The organism is Nannocystis sp. RBIL2 (assembly GCF_026626745.1).
In the GTDB taxonomy this organism is placed as follows: Bacteria; Myxococcota_A; Polyangia; order Nannocystales; family Nannocystaceae; genus Nannocystis.
Map to the genome: position 1 here is coordinate 73,280 of NZ_JAPNJW010000001.1, position 14,311 is coordinate 87,590.

General features: G+C 72.2%; 13 protein-coding genes. 6 read left to right on the plus strand and 7 right to left on the minus strand.

The window, feature by feature from the left end; translation table 11 throughout:
• Position 1 precedes the first annotated feature (1 nt).
• A complete protein-coding gene (locus OV090_RS00295; RefSeq protein ID WP_267701414.1) occupies positions 2-2,527 on the plus strand; it encodes a right-handed parallel beta-helix repeat-containing protein in 2,526 nt (841 codons plus the stop codon).
• Between the two features lie 50 nt (positions 2,528-2,577).
• Here the strand turns inward: OV090_RS00295 and OV090_RS00300 are convergent, their stop codons facing one another.
• The 4 genes from OV090_RS00300 to OV090_RS00315 form a co-directional block, all read right to left on the minus strand.
• Positions 2,578-3,351, minus strand: coding sequence for a hypothetical protein (locus OV090_RS00300; RefSeq protein WP_267701415.1), 774 nt, complete (start codon positions 3,349-3,351; stop codon positions 2,578-2,580).
• Between the two features lie 153 nt (positions 3,352-3,504).
• Positions 3,505-4,419 (minus strand): UV DNA damage repair endonuclease UvsE, encoded by a 915-nt coding sequence (gene uvsE, locus OV090_RS00305; protein WP_267701416.1) that lies wholly within the window; start codon positions 4,417-4,419, stop codon positions 3,505-3,507.
• A gap of 149 nt (positions 4,420-4,568) precedes the next feature.
• Entirely contained in the window at positions 4,569-5,165 is a 597-nt protein-coding gene (locus OV090_RS00310; protein ID WP_267701417.1) for a hypothetical protein, read from the minus strand.
• Positions 5,166-5,428: 263 nt separating this feature from the next.
• Positions 5,429-6,292 (minus strand): hypothetical protein, encoded by an 864-nt coding sequence (locus OV090_RS00315; protein WP_267701418.1) that lies wholly within the window; start codon positions 6,290-6,292, stop codon positions 5,429-5,431.
• A gap of 561 nt (positions 6,293-6,853) precedes the next feature.
• Here OV090_RS00315 and OV090_RS00320 point away from each other — a divergent pair.
• From OV090_RS00320 to OV090_RS00340, 5 genes are all read left to right on the plus strand, one after another.
• The gene (locus tag OV090_RS00320) at positions 6,854-8,581 is read left to right on the plus strand and encodes a serine/threonine-protein kinase (RefSeq protein ID WP_267701419.1); all 1,728 of its coding nucleotides are present in this window, start codon (positions 6,854-6,856) and stop codon (positions 8,579-8,581) included.
• Complete coding sequence (locus OV090_RS00325; protein WP_267701420.1) at positions 8,578-9,843, plus strand: vitamin K epoxide reductase family protein; 1,266 nt, start codon at positions 8,578-8,580, stop codon at positions 9,841-9,843. The genes OV090_RS00320 and OV090_RS00325 overlap by 4 nt, the downstream gene beginning before the upstream one ends.
• Positions 9,844-9,850: 7 nt before the next feature.
• Positions 9,851-10,861, plus strand: coding sequence for a hypothetical protein (locus tag OV090_RS00330; protein WP_267701421.1), 1,011 nt, complete (start codon positions 9,851-9,853; stop codon positions 10,859-10,861).
• A complete protein-coding gene (locus OV090_RS00335) occupies positions 10,858-11,019 on the plus strand; it encodes a hypothetical protein (protein WP_267701422.1) in 162 nt (53 codons plus the stop codon). The genes OV090_RS00330 and OV090_RS00335 overlap by 4 nt, the downstream gene beginning before the upstream one ends.
• Before the next feature lie 328 nt (positions 11,020-11,347).
• Positions 11,348-11,920 (plus strand): hypothetical protein, encoded by a 573-nt coding sequence (locus OV090_RS00340; protein WP_267701423.1) that lies wholly within the window; start codon positions 11,348-11,350, stop codon positions 11,918-11,920.
• A 25-nt stretch (positions 11,921-11,945) separates the two neighbouring features.
• Here OV090_RS00340 and OV090_RS00345 read toward each other — a convergent pair whose 3' ends face one another.
• The 3 genes from OV090_RS00345 to OV090_RS00355 all read right to left on the minus strand — a co-directional run bounded on the left by OV090_RS00345 (position 11,946) and on the right by OV090_RS00355 (position 14,272).
• Positions 11,946-12,824: a DDE-type integrase/transposase/recombinase gene (locus OV090_RS00345; RefSeq protein WP_267701424.1), complete on the minus strand. Its 879-nt coding sequence runs from the start codon at positions 12,822-12,824 to the stop codon at positions 11,946-11,948.
• An 83-nt stretch (positions 12,825-12,907) separates the two neighbouring features.
• Positions 12,908-13,231: a transposase gene (locus OV090_RS00350; protein WP_267701425.1), complete on the minus strand. Its 324-nt coding sequence runs from the start codon at positions 13,229-13,231 to the stop codon at positions 12,908-12,910.
• A 24-nt stretch (positions 13,232-13,255) separates the two neighbouring features.
• Positions 13,256-14,272: a hypothetical protein gene (locus OV090_RS00355; protein ID WP_267701426.1), complete on the minus strand. Its 1,017-nt coding sequence runs from the start codon at positions 14,270-14,272 to the stop codon at positions 13,256-13,258.
• Positions 14,273-14,311 lie beyond the last annotated feature (39 nt).

The following is a 14,311-nucleotide window of genomic DNA, read 5'->3' on the forward strand; positions in this document are numbered from 1 at the left end:
CATGCGCCCCGCGCTGGTCTGCTCTCCCGGCGAATCCAGGCCCCACGTCCGCCCCGCGCGTCCCGTCACGCTGTTCTGCGTGGTCGCGCTGCTCGCCGCCTGCAACGACGCTCCGGGCCGCCCCACCGACGGCCCCGTCACCACCTCCGGCGAGGCCACGAGCGGCACGACTGCCACCGCCGGGGAGTCGCCCACGACCACGACGGACGATTCGACGAACCCGCCGACCGGCACGGGCGCGACCACCGGGCTCACCGGCGACACTGGCGAGCCCATCGACGCCTGCGGCGGCTGCGAGGTCGGCAGCGTCTGCGATCCTGCCAGCGGCTGCCTCGCCTGCGACGGCCCCGGCAGCTGTCCCGACGCAGTCCTCTACGCCGCGCCCGACGCCACCGGCAGCGAATGCACATACGCCGCTCCGTGCTCTCTGACCGACGCCCAGGCGGTGGTCCGGATCTTCAACAAGGTCATGACCGGCGAGATCCGCGTCTACCTGCGCGGCGGCACCTACTCGCTGACCACGCCGTGGGTCCACGCCGCGGCCGACTCCGGCAGCGGCGGCCACGACATCGTCTGGCGGGCCTTCCCGGGCGAGACCCCGATCTTGAGCGGCGGCGTGAGCGTCGGCCCGTGGCGCCTCGTCGACCCCGAGCACGACGTCTACCGGGCACCTGTCCCTTCGGACAGCCGCCAGCTATGGGTCGACGGCGAACGGGCAATCCGCGCCCGCGGCCCCGAAGCCCCCGCCGGCTTCGTCGAGACCGCCACCGGCTACACTGCCCCGGACGCAAGCATGGCCGCGTGGGCCGACATCACCGCGATCGAGGTCGTCGGCCACCGGTTCTGGAAGAGCTTCCGCTGCCCGCTCGCCGCGGTCGCCGGCGCCGAGGTCACCGTGCAGAGCCCGTGCTGGACCGACGCCCAGCTGCATCAGGACATGAACGGCGACTTCAGCATGGCCCTGCCGCAGTGGTTCGAGAACGCCCGCGAGCTGCTCGACGAGCCCGGCGAGTTCTACCTCGACCGCAACGCCAAGACCGTCGATCACATCCCGCGCGCCGGCGTCGACCTGCAGGCCGCGCCCGCGGTGCTGCCTGTCCTCGAGACCCTGCTCCATGGGGCAGGTACGACCGACGCCCCGCTGCGCCACGTCCGCTTCGAGGGCCTGACCTTCGCCCACTCGACCTGGCGGGCCCCGAGCGGCGCCCAGGGCTACGTCGAGCTGCAGGCCGGCATCCGCCTGGTCGGCGGCGGCACCTGGGCCAGCGAGAAGACCCCGGCCGCGGTCCGCTTCGAGGCCGCCGACCACGTCACGATCGCCGGCTGCACCTTCACCCACCTCGGCGCCGGCGCGCTGTCCTTCGAGCTCGGCGCCCACGACAACCTGGTCGTCGGCAACCGCTTCGACGACATCTCGGCCGGCGCGATCCAGCTCGGCGACGTCACCCAGCCGTGGCACCACCACCCCGAGGACCCGGCCACGATCGTCGCCGACAACACGATCCGCGACAACTTCATCACCCGCACCGGCGTCGAGTACCCGAGCACCGTGGCGATCTGGGCCGGCTACACCGAGGGCACGCGGATCGAGCACAACGACCTGTTCGAGCTGCCGTACACCGGGATCTCGGTCGGCTGGGGCTGGGGCGCGGTCGACGTCGACTACCCCACGCCGGCGTCGTCGCTCGACAATCACATCGAGGGCAACCGCGTCGCCTATCACCTGCGGGTGCTCGAGGACGGCGGCGGCATCTACACCCTGGGCGCGCAGATGGGCTCGACCACCCAGGGCAACTACGTCCACAACCAGGGTCACCCGTACGGCGCGCTCTACCTCGACAACGGCACCCAGCATTACGCGGTGACCGGCAACGTGGTCGAGAAGGTCGACTACTGGCTGTTGTGCACGACCTACGCCACCGACGCGACGAACAATGTCATCACCGGCAATTACAGCGAGCTCGACAATCCGTTCGTCCAGCCCGACCCGCCGCACCCGTCGAACACGATCGCCGATAACGTGGTGTTCGGCGCGACCCTGCCGCCCGAGGCGCTGGCGATCGTCGCGGCCGCCGGCCTGTCGCCCGAGCACCGGGCGATGCACCCCGACGACGTCGCCCGCGGCCTGCCCGCGACTGCCTCTTCGATCTACGACCCCGGCCACCCCGAGGCCCACGGCAACGACGGCGACGGCCGCACCGGCTGGTCGCCCAAGGGCGGCGACGAGGACCCCTCGCCGTGGTGGCAAGTCGACCTGCAGCAGCCGCACGCGCTGGCCGGCGCGGAAGTGGTGACGCGCTGGGAGCTCGACCAGCCCAGCACCCGCGCCGAGCTCGAGATCGTCGGCGCCAACCAGCCCGACGCGAGCGACGCGGTGGTGCTCGCCCGCCTCGGCGCCACGCCGGTGCCCCACCGCGCGATCTGGCAGGCCCGCTGGGACGACCGCACGCCCTACCGCTACGTGCGCGTGCGCAAGGCCGGCTACATGTACCTCGGCGAGGTCCGCGTCCTCGCGGCCGGCGAATGACGACCATGTCCTTCGGGACATATCGTACGACACGCTGATTCGCGTCGCGCTCAGGCGAGACGCACGTAAAGCTGGACCCCGAGGTCGGCCTCGGTCCAGCCGGCGCGGGTCATCATCCGCTGCCACGCCGGAGCGCGCGCGAGGGCGTCGATGTCCGAGCGGGCCACGCGGAGGCCCTCGTGCAGCTTGTCGGGCTCGACCACGGTGGTCACCGCGGGGCTGCGGACCTCGGCCAGAGTGCGCGCGACGACCACGTACTTGTGGTTCTTCCACTGCGTCATGCCGCCCGGCAGCGGCAGGTCTTCGGCGTCGCGCGGGCGCATGCCGAGGCCGACCCGCAGCTCCACGCTCTGCGGTGTCTGCCCGCGAAATCCGAAGGTCGGGCCACGGTACAGCATCGCCGTCCACGACCCGTCCGCCAGGTCGCCGAGCGCGACCCCGTGCGCCGCGGCGCAGTTCAGGAGCGCCTCGCGGTCGCGCGGCTTCATCGCCGCCTGCTTGCCCGCGATGAAGTCGCCGACCACGCTGCCGGGCGTGCCCGGGATGACGAAGTCGTCGTCGACGCCGAAGTCCGCCAGGCGGTCGCCGAGCAGCGCGTCGACGGTATGCGGCCGGTCGTCGTCGAAGGCGTGGGGCGTCATCAGCGGGATCACGCCCATGCGCAGGTGGCGGTCGTGCAAGTGCCAGGCGTGCAAGAAGGCCTCCAGCCGCGCGGCATCGACAGGCCCGATCCGCCCCCGCCGCCCATAGTAGAGCCCGGAGCCGTCGAGCCGGTTGAGGCGGAGGACACCCTCGAGGCCGGGGTGCTTGCTGAGCAAGGGCATGGAACGCGAGAGTAGCGCGGGCGCCCGCCGACCGCGACCGGCCAGCCGACGGACCTGCCCGCGAGCCCACCTCGACTCATCTGTCTCGATAGACATGTACGTCAAGACATGTCTTTTCGAGCAATTCTCGGATGCACCACCCGGCGCCGCGGCTCACGCCGCTCGGGGCTTCGCCTGCGCCGCGACCCACCGAGCCAGGCGCAGCACCGCCTGCTCCTTGGCCTTGGCCTCGACGTCCACGGTGATCCGGCGGCCCAGCCACGCCTGCGGCACGTCGGCCGGGCGCACGTAGTCGTCGTGGATGTGCGGCTGCTTGCTGGCCCAGCCGCCCTTCGGGCTCGAGATGTGGGCCCACGGTTCGCGCGCGCCCCACGTCGCGGCCGCCAGCTCGATCGCCTCCTCCACGGGGATCTTGCCGGGCAAGCAGCGGTGGTGATGGACGTCGTGGACGAGCGGCAGGCCGGCGCGGGCGCACACCGGCAGGAGGTCGTCGACGGTGAACACGCGGTCGTCGTTCTCGAGGACGATCCGCTCGCGCCCCCGCGGCGACAGGCGATCGAGCCCGCGCTCGAGCCGCGCGAGCGCGGTCGCCTTGTCGGGCTGCGCGCCGCCGCCGTGCAACGTGACCTGTTCGGCGCCGACGAGCTCGGCCATCCGCCCGTGGTGCTCGAGCTCGGCGAGCGAGCTCTCGACCACCGCCGGCGAGGCCGAACCGGGGACCACGAACTGGTCGGGGTGAAAGCTCAGCCGCACGTCCTTGGCCCGCGCCAGCTCCCGCGCTGCCGTCAGCCGCCGCTCGACGCCGCTCCAGGTCGGCAGCTCCTCGAGGGCGTAGCCGACCTCGGGGTGGGTGGCGAGCGGGAACAACTGCGAGGAGATCCGGAACGCGCCGATCCCCCGCTCCGCGCACCACGTCACGGCCGCGGCCAGCGCGTCGGCGTTGGCGAGCGCGATCTCGCCGAGGTACAGCCGCTGGGCCGCACGCGGCTTGGCGCCGACGACCCGCGCGGTGGCGTGGCGGAACTTGATCGGCTCCGCGAGGAAGGTGCAGCAGAGACCCAAGCGCACCGTCCTAGCATGATCGCAACTGCCCCCATTCACAAACCCATCCGTGAGCGCGCGCCCGTGATTCACCGCAGTCGCTGCGGTGGCGCACGCACCAATGCCCGCACCCGCCGGTCCGGCGAATGCGGGCAGTCCATCGCACCGGAATTTACTCAGGCCGTCGCGTTGGTCTCGAGGCCGAGCTCGCTCTCCTCGCGCTTCCACGCGCGGGCCAGCATCGTCCGGCTTTGACGCTCGAGGTCGGCGACCGGCAGGTTGTCTTCGCGCAGCTCCTGGGCCACCAGGCTCGGCAAGATCCGGTCGATGTGCATCACCAGGCGGGCCGCGTCGCGGTAGCCCTGCTCGGCCAGCATCGCGGTGTCGCGGTCGCCGAGGCCGTTCGCCGTGGTGAACAGCATCAGGTAGCTGACTGCCACGAGCGACAGGAAGGTGTAGTCGTCGCGGATCGCCTTGCAGGCGCTGAGCGGGCGCAGGCGGCTGGTGAGGCCGGCGAGGAAGCCGGTGACCGTGGTGACTGCGTCCTTGAACGGCTGCGTGACCTTGCCGCCGAGCGCCTCGGTACGTGCGTCGAGCAGCTTGAGGTGGCCCTCGAGCGTGCGCTGGAACTCCTGCACCGCGCCGAGCGCCTGCAGGTGGCTCGTGCCGGTCAGCATGCGCGCCTGGCGATCGATCGCCCGCAGGCCGTGATTCACCAGCGCGTGCATGTCAGTCAGGTAGGTCGTCAAGGTCGCGGTCGTCTTCTCAGTCATGATGTCGTCTCTCGCGTCGTTCGGTTCGCGGCCAGGCATGCGTCATCGCGTCGCCGCGGCAACCGGGCTGTGCCGGGCACTCGCCTGATTTCGCCGCGACCGGGACACGAGAAGGCCGCCAGCGGGCCGGTCCGCGCGGCCGCGCAGCGCGTGCGCGCAAGCACCGCCCGGCGAGCGGGCGACTCGGACGCACCGATCGAGCGAGGCGCTGCTGCACTCGTAATAACCCGCGAGGCGAGGCTCAGGCGGGCGATGCGGGCGCGTCAATCGAGCGAGAAGCTGCTGCCCTCGTAACAAGCCGCGAACGTGGTGAGGCTCAGTCCGGTCGCAGCCTCTGCGCCCGCGACCAGCCCCGGCGTGTTACAGCCGCCGTCGTCCTCCGGCCATTCATAGGCGCAGGCGGCGTAGAAGTTGAACTGGCCGGACACGTCGGTCACGGTCGCCGCGCCCTGGCCCTGCACCGTGTGCGCGTTGTAACCGTTGAGGATCACGTGCTCGAGCAGCACTCCGGGCGCGAGGTTCAGCGTGAACGCGACCGGCTCGTAGGACGACAGCACCAGGGTCAGCGGCACGTCGACGCGGGTGACCTCGACCGTGAGGGCGTTCCCGGACGCCTGGTACACGCCGATGATGTGCAGCTCCTCGGCCTGCGCCATCGGCTCGACGAAGCTCGTCAGCTGGCCCATGGTGCACAGGCCCGCAGGGACCGGCGGCCCGACGACCTCGCCGGTGTCGCCGGTGGTGTCGGTCGTCTCGCCCGTGGTCGTCGTCGTCGTCTCGCCCGTGGTCGTCGTGGTCGTCGTCTCGTCGGCGGTCGTGCCGGTGGTGGTCGTCGTGGAGCTCGACGAGCTCGTGTCGATGCCCTGCGTGGTCGTGTCGGTGGTGCTCGTCGTCGTCGTGGTGGTCGTGCCGGTCGTCGTGGTGTCGCCCGCGCTGCTGCTGGCGTCCGAATCGCTGCCCGTCGACGTCGTCGTCGTCGTCGTCTCGTCGCCGGTCGTCGGCGTCGGCCCGGTCGTCGTGGTGGTCGAGCTGTTGCCGCTGCTGCCGGAGCCGTCGTCGGTGGTGGCGATGGAGTCGTCGCCGCAGGCGGCGAGCAGCAAGGTGGAGAGGAGGACCGCGCGGAGCATTGCGTAGATCCTAGGATGTTTCGGCGCCGCGAGAAAAATTGCGCGACGCGGCGCCGCCCAGCCGCCCTCCGGCCCCGAGGCCGGCTCGCGCGGAGCCGGGTTTTTTGGCCGCAGACTCCCCGGCTCGTCTGCTCGCGCGGGCAGCGTGGATGCCGGACAGATGCGGCAGAACAGCGATTACGCGGCCGTTTCGCCGGACAACGGCCGAGCCCGGCGCTGCGCGACGAGCCAGCGGTCCTTTGGGTCATGTACGATCCGACATGTCCGATCAATCCTAGAACCCTCGACCGGCCGCCGATCCGGGCGGTTTTCGCGGCGGTCGCGCGATGACGCGCGGGTCGGGGCGCCGCCGCGAGCGACTTGGGACGACGCACGTCGGGTGGTCCTGGCATCTCACAGACAGTCACCTCGTCCGACCTCGCCACGCCCGCCAGAGCCTGCCCGACGGCCAATCAGCCGCAGATCCGGCCAGCGCGGGACGCTCGCGGACCGGCGGCGGAGCTCGCCGCGCGGCCGGTCGGGCCACTTTACCGACGGCGGCGCCGGGGCTAGCCTCGCGTCGTGAAGTTCACCGAGGAGGAGCTCGGCGAGGCGGAGCAGGCCGAGGCGCACGTGACCTCGACGCTGCATCCGCCGCCCAGGGCCGACACACGCGTGGGCATCCTCCTCGCCGACCGCTACCGGATCATGGATCGCCTGGGCAAGGGCGGCATGGCGGCGGTGTACCGCGCGGTCGACCGCCAGTCCGGCATGGAGTACGCGGTCAAGTTCCTCGACCGACGCTTCACGGCCGACCCCGACATGGGTCGACGCTGTCAACGCGAGGCGCGGACGATGGCGGAGATCGAGAGTCGCCACGTGCCGCGGGCGTTCCTGGTCGGCACGACGCCGGAGAACGAGATCTACTTCGTGATGGAGTTCCTGCGCGGCCGCGACCTCGACCAGGTGCTCACGCGCGAGGGCCCGCTGCCGTGGCGGCGCGCGGCGGCGATCGGGGTCCAGCTGTGCGAGGCGCTGGCGGCCGCGCACGCCCGCAACATCATCCACCGCGACGTCAAGCCGTCGAACTGCTTCCTCGTCGAGGGCGGCGACGGCGGCGACGACTTCGTCAAGCTGATCGACTTCGGCATCGCCAAGGACCTCGACGCCAGCGGCGAGCAGACCGGCCTCGGCCTGGTGCTCGGCACGCCCGGCTACGTCGCGCCCGAGCTGCTCGCCGGCGAGTCGCGGGCCTCGCCGGCGACCGACGTGTACGGCCTCGGCGTGACGATCTACAAGCTCATGACCGGGCGCCTGCCGTGGCTGCCCGGCAGCGCCGGCGACATGACCTACGCGCAGATGCACGAGTCGCCGCGGCCGCTGCACGACCACGTGCGCGGCCAGGTGCCGGTGACCATCGAGGCCGCGGTGATGCAGGCGTTCGAGCGCGACCCGTCGCGGCGGTTCCGATCGGTCGAGGAGGTCACCGCGGCGCTGCGGCTGGCGCTGGAGGAGCCGCGCGCGGTGCCGCCGAGCGGCTCGGCGGCCCGCGAGGCGACCGTGGTGCAGGGGTCGACGACCGGCGCGAGCTGGCGGCGCGAGGCCGCGATCGCGGCGGCCACCGCTGCGGCGCTGTTCGGCGGCGCGTGGTCGCTGGCGCCCGAGGGCAAGCCCGGGCGCGGCGGCTCGGGGCGAGTAGCACTCGTCGACGTGCGGCCGACGCCGACGCACCAGCTGCTCGTGCGCGAGGCGACGGCCCACGCCGAGCCGGCCCGCATGGCCTCCGCTTCGGCCGCCAAGGCCCGCACTGTGCCCGTCGAGCCCGCGCCTGTGCCCGTCGAGGTGGCACGCGTCGAGGCGCCGGTCGACGCCGCGACGCCCCCCGTCACCGCCCCCACGCCCGCGCCCCAAGCAGCGCCCGTCCCCACGCCGCCGCCGCCCAGCCCCCAGTCCGCGCGACCGTTCTCGGCCAGCAAGGTCGAAGCTGAGCTCGAGCAACGGCTGACCGACCTGCGCGTGTGCGCCCGGCCCGGCGCCGACCGCCTGCGCTTCACCCTGCTCGTGGCCCCCGACGGCGCAGTCGCGGGCGTTCAGGCGAACCCGTCCTCGTTCCGCGAGTGCATCGCCGAGCAGCTCGACGACGTGAAGTTTTCGGCCAGCGACGGCGGCGGCGAGCTGACGTACTCGTTCCGCGCCAAGGACACGCCGAAGCTCCCGCCGAAGCCCGCGCCCACGGGCAAGAGCACCACCAAGAAGACGCAGCCCGCGGCCGACGCGGCCGACGACCTGCTGCCCGTGGGAGGCAAGTGACCGCGCCGACGATCGCCACCCCGTCCCAGCCCCCGTCGCGGATCCGCGTCGGCGCGTGGTTGACGCTCGCGTCCGGGCTGGTCGGCCTGGCCGTCAGCGTCTGGCTGGTGCGGCTCAAGTTCGGCGCCGACCACCTGTGCGACGCCAGCGGCTGCCCCGGCGGCGACGACGGCCCGGCCTGCGCCGAGGCGCTGGCCAGCGGCTGGTCGCAGCTGCTCGGGCTCCCGCTCGGCGTATGGTCGATCGGACATGTCGTGACGACCATGTTCCTGGCGGCCGCGCTGCTGCGCCGGCGCGGGCCGCTGGCCGAGGTCGCCGCGGCCGCGCTGCTGGGCCTCGGCGCGCTCGGGGTCGCGGTGTCGCTCGCCCTCGGGCTCTACGCCTTCACCCAGTTCGCGCACATGTGCCCGTTCTGCGTGGCGCTGTACGCCACCTTGACCGTCGCGTGCGTCGGCGCCCTGCTGGTCCGCGGCGCAGCGCCGACCTGCCCCGAAGGACAGGCGCGAGTCGGCGCCGCGCGGGCCGTGCTGATCTGGGCGCTCGCCACCGGCGGGACCGCCCTCGCCTATCAGCTCGCCGCGCGCTCGGTGACCTGCCCGCCGCCGCCGCCCGATCCGCCGCCCGTCACTCTCGCGGCCACCGTCGACGCCCCGCGCACCGCGGTGATGCTGTTCGTCGACCCGACCTGCCCGCTGTGCCGCCGCGAGCTCCATTACCTGCAGCAGTCGCTGCCGCGCCTGCGCGCGCACGGGGCCGAGCTGTGGGTCTACATGTTCCCGCGGGCCAACTGCGACGAGCGCTACTTGCCGTCGCACGAGTTCGTCGACGGCGACGGCAAGCCGCAGACCCACGGCGAGGCGCGCAGCAACAACGCCTGCCTCGGCGCGCTGGCGGCCCTGTGCGCCGAGCGCCTGGCCCCCGGCCGCGGCCTCGACGCCCTGGCCGCGCTGTTCGACCTGCAGGACACCGAGGCGCCGCGATTCACCACCGACAAGGTCGAGCAGGCGCTCGCCGAGGTGGCCGACGTGCTCGGCCCCGGCGGCAAGCTGCGCACCTGCGTCGACGGCGAGGAGGCCTCGGCGGCGCTGGCGGCCCAGCAGCGCTACCTGCTGGCGTGGGTGAAGGCCCGCGGCGGCCGGGTCGGCGTGCCGCAGGCGTTCGTGGTGCCGATCGTCGATGGCGAGCTGCACCTCGACCAGGCCATGCCGGCCACCAGCGCGGGCAAGATCCTCAAGCTCGTCGAGACCCCCGGCGCGAAGTGATGGACTGATGGCGATCGATCGGATCACCGTGACCTTGATCGCCCTGACGGCCGGCGTCTGGGCGATGGTGTTGTTCGTGGCCTGGGCCGTGGTCTCGCTGCCGACCACGGCCGTCGAGGCCAGCGACGTCCACCAATGCGACCCACGCCGCCCCGACGAGGAGCAGTGTCCCGACGATCAGTGGTGCGTCCACGGCGAGTGCACGCCGCACGAGGAGCCCCAGGTCGCGCAGCGCGGCGAGCAGTGCCGCGACTGCCCGTGCGACGTCGGCCTGCGCTGCGGCGCCGACCTGCGTTGCCGCCCGAGCAACGAGCCCGAGGCCCCGGCGCCGACCTGCGGCGATCCTGCGGTCGAGGCGGCCGTCTCGCAGCTGACGCAAGCCTGCCTGAAGCGGCGCACCAGCGTGCAGGACCGCGTCGAGGGCGGCGAGGGCTGCAGCGCCGACGAGTGGCGGGCCCTGCTCGCCGACGACGACCAGATGAACGCGCTGCTGGGCGCCTTCCCCGACCGGCTCGCCGTCTACTTCCCCACGAACGAGCCCCTCGCGCGCCAGCCCTGGCCCGCTCAGGCCGCGCGCCCCTACATCGTCGGCGAGCTCGCGCGCCACGCCAAGGCCCTGCGCGAGGCCAAGATACTGTTCGTCATCGGCCGCTCGAGCCCCGACGGCAAGCCCGCCGACGATCACGCGCTGGCCCTGCGGCGGATCAACGCGGTCGAGCGGCTCATCGACCAGGCGCTCGGCCGCGACAAGCCGAGCGAGCGCGGCCAGGGCCCGATGCTGATCGGCTGGGGCGCCCCGAGCGATCGGCCCGTCGCGCTCAAGCAGTTCGTGGACAATTACGCCGGCACCCAGACGCCTATCGCCGTCAGCCGCGCCGAGAGCGAGCGCCTCGCCGCCGGGTTCGCAGCCGTCCGCGCCGGCCAGGAGCCCAAGGAGAGCCGCACGCTCCAGCGCGACGTCAACCGCGTGGTCCTGGTGATCCCCGTCCCCTGCGCCGGCACCAAGGAGACGCGGTGAAACCCACCACCGCCCGACGCCTGCTGCTCGCCGGCACCCTGGCCACGACCGTCGCGGTGGCCGCGGCAGCCGCCGCCATCTGGCACTTCCTACAGGTGCAAAGGGACATGTCCCAAGCGCAAGCAGCCTGCGCCTGCTGCGAGGAGCCAGCGCCGTGAGCGCGGCGATGAGGTTGCACCTGGCTCTTCACACATGTGCGAAGAGCCAGAGAAAAGCGAGTGTTCAGGGCGATCGGCCAAACCTGGCGCTTTACCCCGGTCCGATCGGCCCGATCGAAAGCACGGGACATTCGCGCCCGCTACGAGCACCGGGCGCTCGCAGGTGGGCGGTCATCGGAACGATACGAGCCTTCCGTACAGGATCGAGCGAGCAGGTCGCTCGCATCGGGCGAGGACACGCGCTCGCTTCTTTTCCCGATGTTTCGCACCGGTCCCCCGGACCATGCCGCTCGCTCGGAGCGACGGTCCGCGATCCGGAGCGCGCGCCGTGAAGACCACGCCCCTGCCCCCGCCCGAGCCCGAGGCTCCCCGCGCGTGGATCTGGGCTGCCTTCGCGCTCCTGGCCTCGGTCGCAGTGCTGTCCGGCCTGACGTTGGTGCTCACCTGGCGTCTCGCCGCGCAGATCGCGGCGCTGGACGAGCTGCGTGAGCGCGCCGCCTCGTGTCGCCCGTCGCAGTCGTCGACGTCTTCGGCGCCGCGCGTCGAGGTGGAGGTGGCCCCGCCGCCCCCGAGTGCTGCGCTCGGCTCTGGCACCTACGTGGCCGCCGGCGTCGACGTCGCCCCCCTCATGCGCCTGCGGCTCGAACGTGTGCGCAACGGCGCCCCCGCAGGCACGGTGCGGCTCGGCGCCGCCGAGGTGCTGTCACCGCGAGCCGTGCACGTGCTCAGCCTGTGGGCCCCCTGGTGCGTCGCCTGCAAGGAGGTCCTGCCCGACCTGCGCGAGTTGTTCGCTCGCCGCGGCAGCAGCTGGGGCGACGCCGTCCGCTTCCTGCCGGTCCAGGTGCTTGTATTGGCTCAGCGTGAACGGGACAGAGGGTGGGTTGACGAACGGAGACGCTGAGGGTGAAGTGGAGGGTCGAGAGAAGTTACGCGGCGGTGCCGAGGTGGTCCAATTCTCGGCGCTTGCGTCGGAGCTCTCGGGCTGCCTCTAGCTTGCGATCGCGGCCGGCCCAGATCTCGGTCTCGCGTCCGAGGAGTTTGTCGCGCGGGCTGACGTAGCCGATCGCGCTGTGAAGGCGGTGGTTGTTGTAGTGGTCGATGCGGGTGGCGATGGTGGCGTGGGCGCCGTCGGGCGTGACGGCGTGGATGGTGTTCTTGTCGAGGGTCCGGTGATACCGCTCGATCTTGCCGTTGGCCTGCGGGTAGTTCACCGAGGTCCGGACGTGGGTCAGGCCGGCGAGGTCGATGAAGCGGCGGAAGTCGCCGGCGATGAACTGCGAGCCGTTATCGGAGATGACCCGCGGGTGAGCGCCAGGGTGGGCCTCGAGGGCACGCTGGAGGATGAGCTCGACGTCGGCCTCGGTCATGCGATCGAGGAACTCCCAGTGCACGACGTATCGGCTGTAGCCGTCGAGGACGGAGCACAGGTAGTAGTAGACGCGGGCGATGGTGATGACGGCGATGTCGATGTGCCAGTGCACGTGCGGGCCGAGGGGCTGGACGAAGCCGGTGCCCTTCTTGCTCGGCTTCGGTCGATGACGATCGAGGCGACCGGCCGCCCGCAGGACGCGGTAGGCGGTCGCAGGGCTGACGGCGACGACGTCGTCGTCGAGCATCATGAAGGTCAGCCGGCGGTAGCCCTCGAGCGGGTGCGCATCGAAGTAGTCGACAATCGCCTGGCGCTCCCACGGCTCGATCCAGTGGTCGCGCGGGGTCTTGCCGTTGTGCTCGTTGAGCTTGCCGTATCGCCGGCGCCACTCGTAGAACTTGGCGCGGGCGATGCCCAGCCACCCCACAAACTTCACGAGCGGCACCTCTGTCTTTTCGGACAGCCGATGCACGAAGTCGACGACCTGGTCGCGCTCGTCGTGGGGAACCCAGCGGTCCGTCAGGGCTCCCCAACAGATTTTTTTGTGCGGACGAGCTCCTCGGTCACCTCGGCGATCACCTCGTCCTTGCGGGCCAGACGGGCCCTTAGCCGCTCGTTCTCCGCGAGCAGCTCCTGCTCCCGGCTGGTCTCGACGCGCTTGCGAGATTCCCCGAAGGCCGCCGCGCCGTGCTCGAACAGGTGGCGCTGCCAGCCGTAGAAGACGCTCGGCTGCAGCTCGGCGCCCTCGCAGACCTCCGACACCGGCACCTTCTCGAGGTGGTGTCGACGCAGCAGGTTGATTTTCTGGTCAGGGGTGTGGTGACGACGTGTCTTCTTGCTCATGGGCGGTCCTTGCCCCGGCTCCTTCTACCAGGCCGGGGCGTGTCCCATTCCAGCTGAGCCAAAACACACCGTCCACCCGATCTTTCGCTCGCGCGGCGTCGGGGCCAGCGCCAACAGCCCGCCGACCACCGCTCCCGCACCAGCGCCGAGGACCCCAGCGCCCGCCGTGCGCAGGTTGCCCGCGCCGGCTAGCGCGTCGCGGCACGCCTCGATCGGATACACCGGGCTGCCGGAGACGCACTGATCGATCGGCGTGTCCAGCCGCGACGACCACCGACCTTGACCGCCGCCGACGAGGCCCGCGCCCACCACCACCCCGACCGCGCCCGCCGCTCCCCAACCCAGCGCGAAGCGACGCAGGGCCCGAGCGTCGGGCCGCGCGCGGAGCTCGAGCACCTGCGGCGCCGTCGGGGTCGACGCCTCGACGCGAACCTCCAGCGTGAGCGGCTCGAACCGCGGGTCATCCACGCTGACGCGCCACGCGCCGGGATCGAGCGCCAGCGCCGTCCGATCGCCGGGGCCGATCGTCTTGCTGATGTCGGGGCGCAAGTCGGACGCGAACGCCGACACCGTACCGAACGTCACCGTGAGCGGCGCCGTCAGCGGCCGGGCCGACCGCAGTACCAGCGTCACCGCCACCGTCTTGCCGCGGGCGATCTTCTCGAGGTTGGCCGCCTCGCCGCGTTGCGCCGGCGTCAAGGTCGGCAGCGCCAACAACGACTCGAGGTGGGCCACCGCGTGCGCGTAGTGGCGGAGCGCGAAGCGCGAGGCTGCCGCATTGAACAGGTCCGAAGCGCCATGTCCTTCGCGCCAGAGCGCCTCGTACTCGAGCGCCGCCTCGGCGAAGCGACCGTGCTCGAACGCGGCCTGGGCGCGAGCACGGCGCTCTTCGGCGCTCGTCGGCGCGTTCGGACCGGCGGCCGGCGACGTGGAGGGACGCGCTTCGGCGCTCGTCGGCGCGTTCGGACCGGCCGCCGGCGACGCGGGGGTCGGAGCGGCAGGCGCCAGGAGCAGGAGAGCGGCCACGAGGACGCAGACCATGGCCAGCGAGTCTACGGAAAACTGCCGACCAAGGCGAGC

Bases quoted from the DNA above. Each gene is read 5' to 3' on its own strand.
- OV090_RS00295 (WP_267701414.1), top strand. From the start codon at position 2: ATGCGCCCCGCGCTGGTCTGCTCTCCCGGCGAATCCAGGCCCCACGTC.
- OV090_RS00300 (WP_267701415.1), bottom strand. From the start codon at position 3,351: ATGCCCTTGCTCAGCAAGCACCCCGGCCTCGAGGGTGTCCTCCGCCTC.
- OV090_RS00310 (WP_267701417.1), bottom strand. From the start codon at position 5,165: ATGACTGAGAAGACGACCGCGACCTTGACGACCTACCTGACTGACATG.
- OV090_RS00315 (WP_267701418.1), bottom strand. From the start codon at position 6,292: ATGCTCCGCGCGGTCCTCCTCTCCACCTTGCTGCTCGCCGCCTGCGGC.
- OV090_RS00330 (WP_267701421.1), top strand. From the start codon at position 9,851: ATGGCGATCGATCGGATCACCGTGACCTTGATCGCCCTGACGGCCGGC.
- OV090_RS00350 (WP_267701425.1), bottom strand. From the start codon at position 13,231: ATGAGCAAGAAGACACGTCGTCACCACACCCCTGACCAGAAAATCAAC.
- OV090_RS00355 (WP_267701426.1), bottom strand. From the start codon at position 14,272: ATGGTCTGCGTCCTCGTGGCCGCTCTCCTGCTCCTGGCGCCTGCCGCT.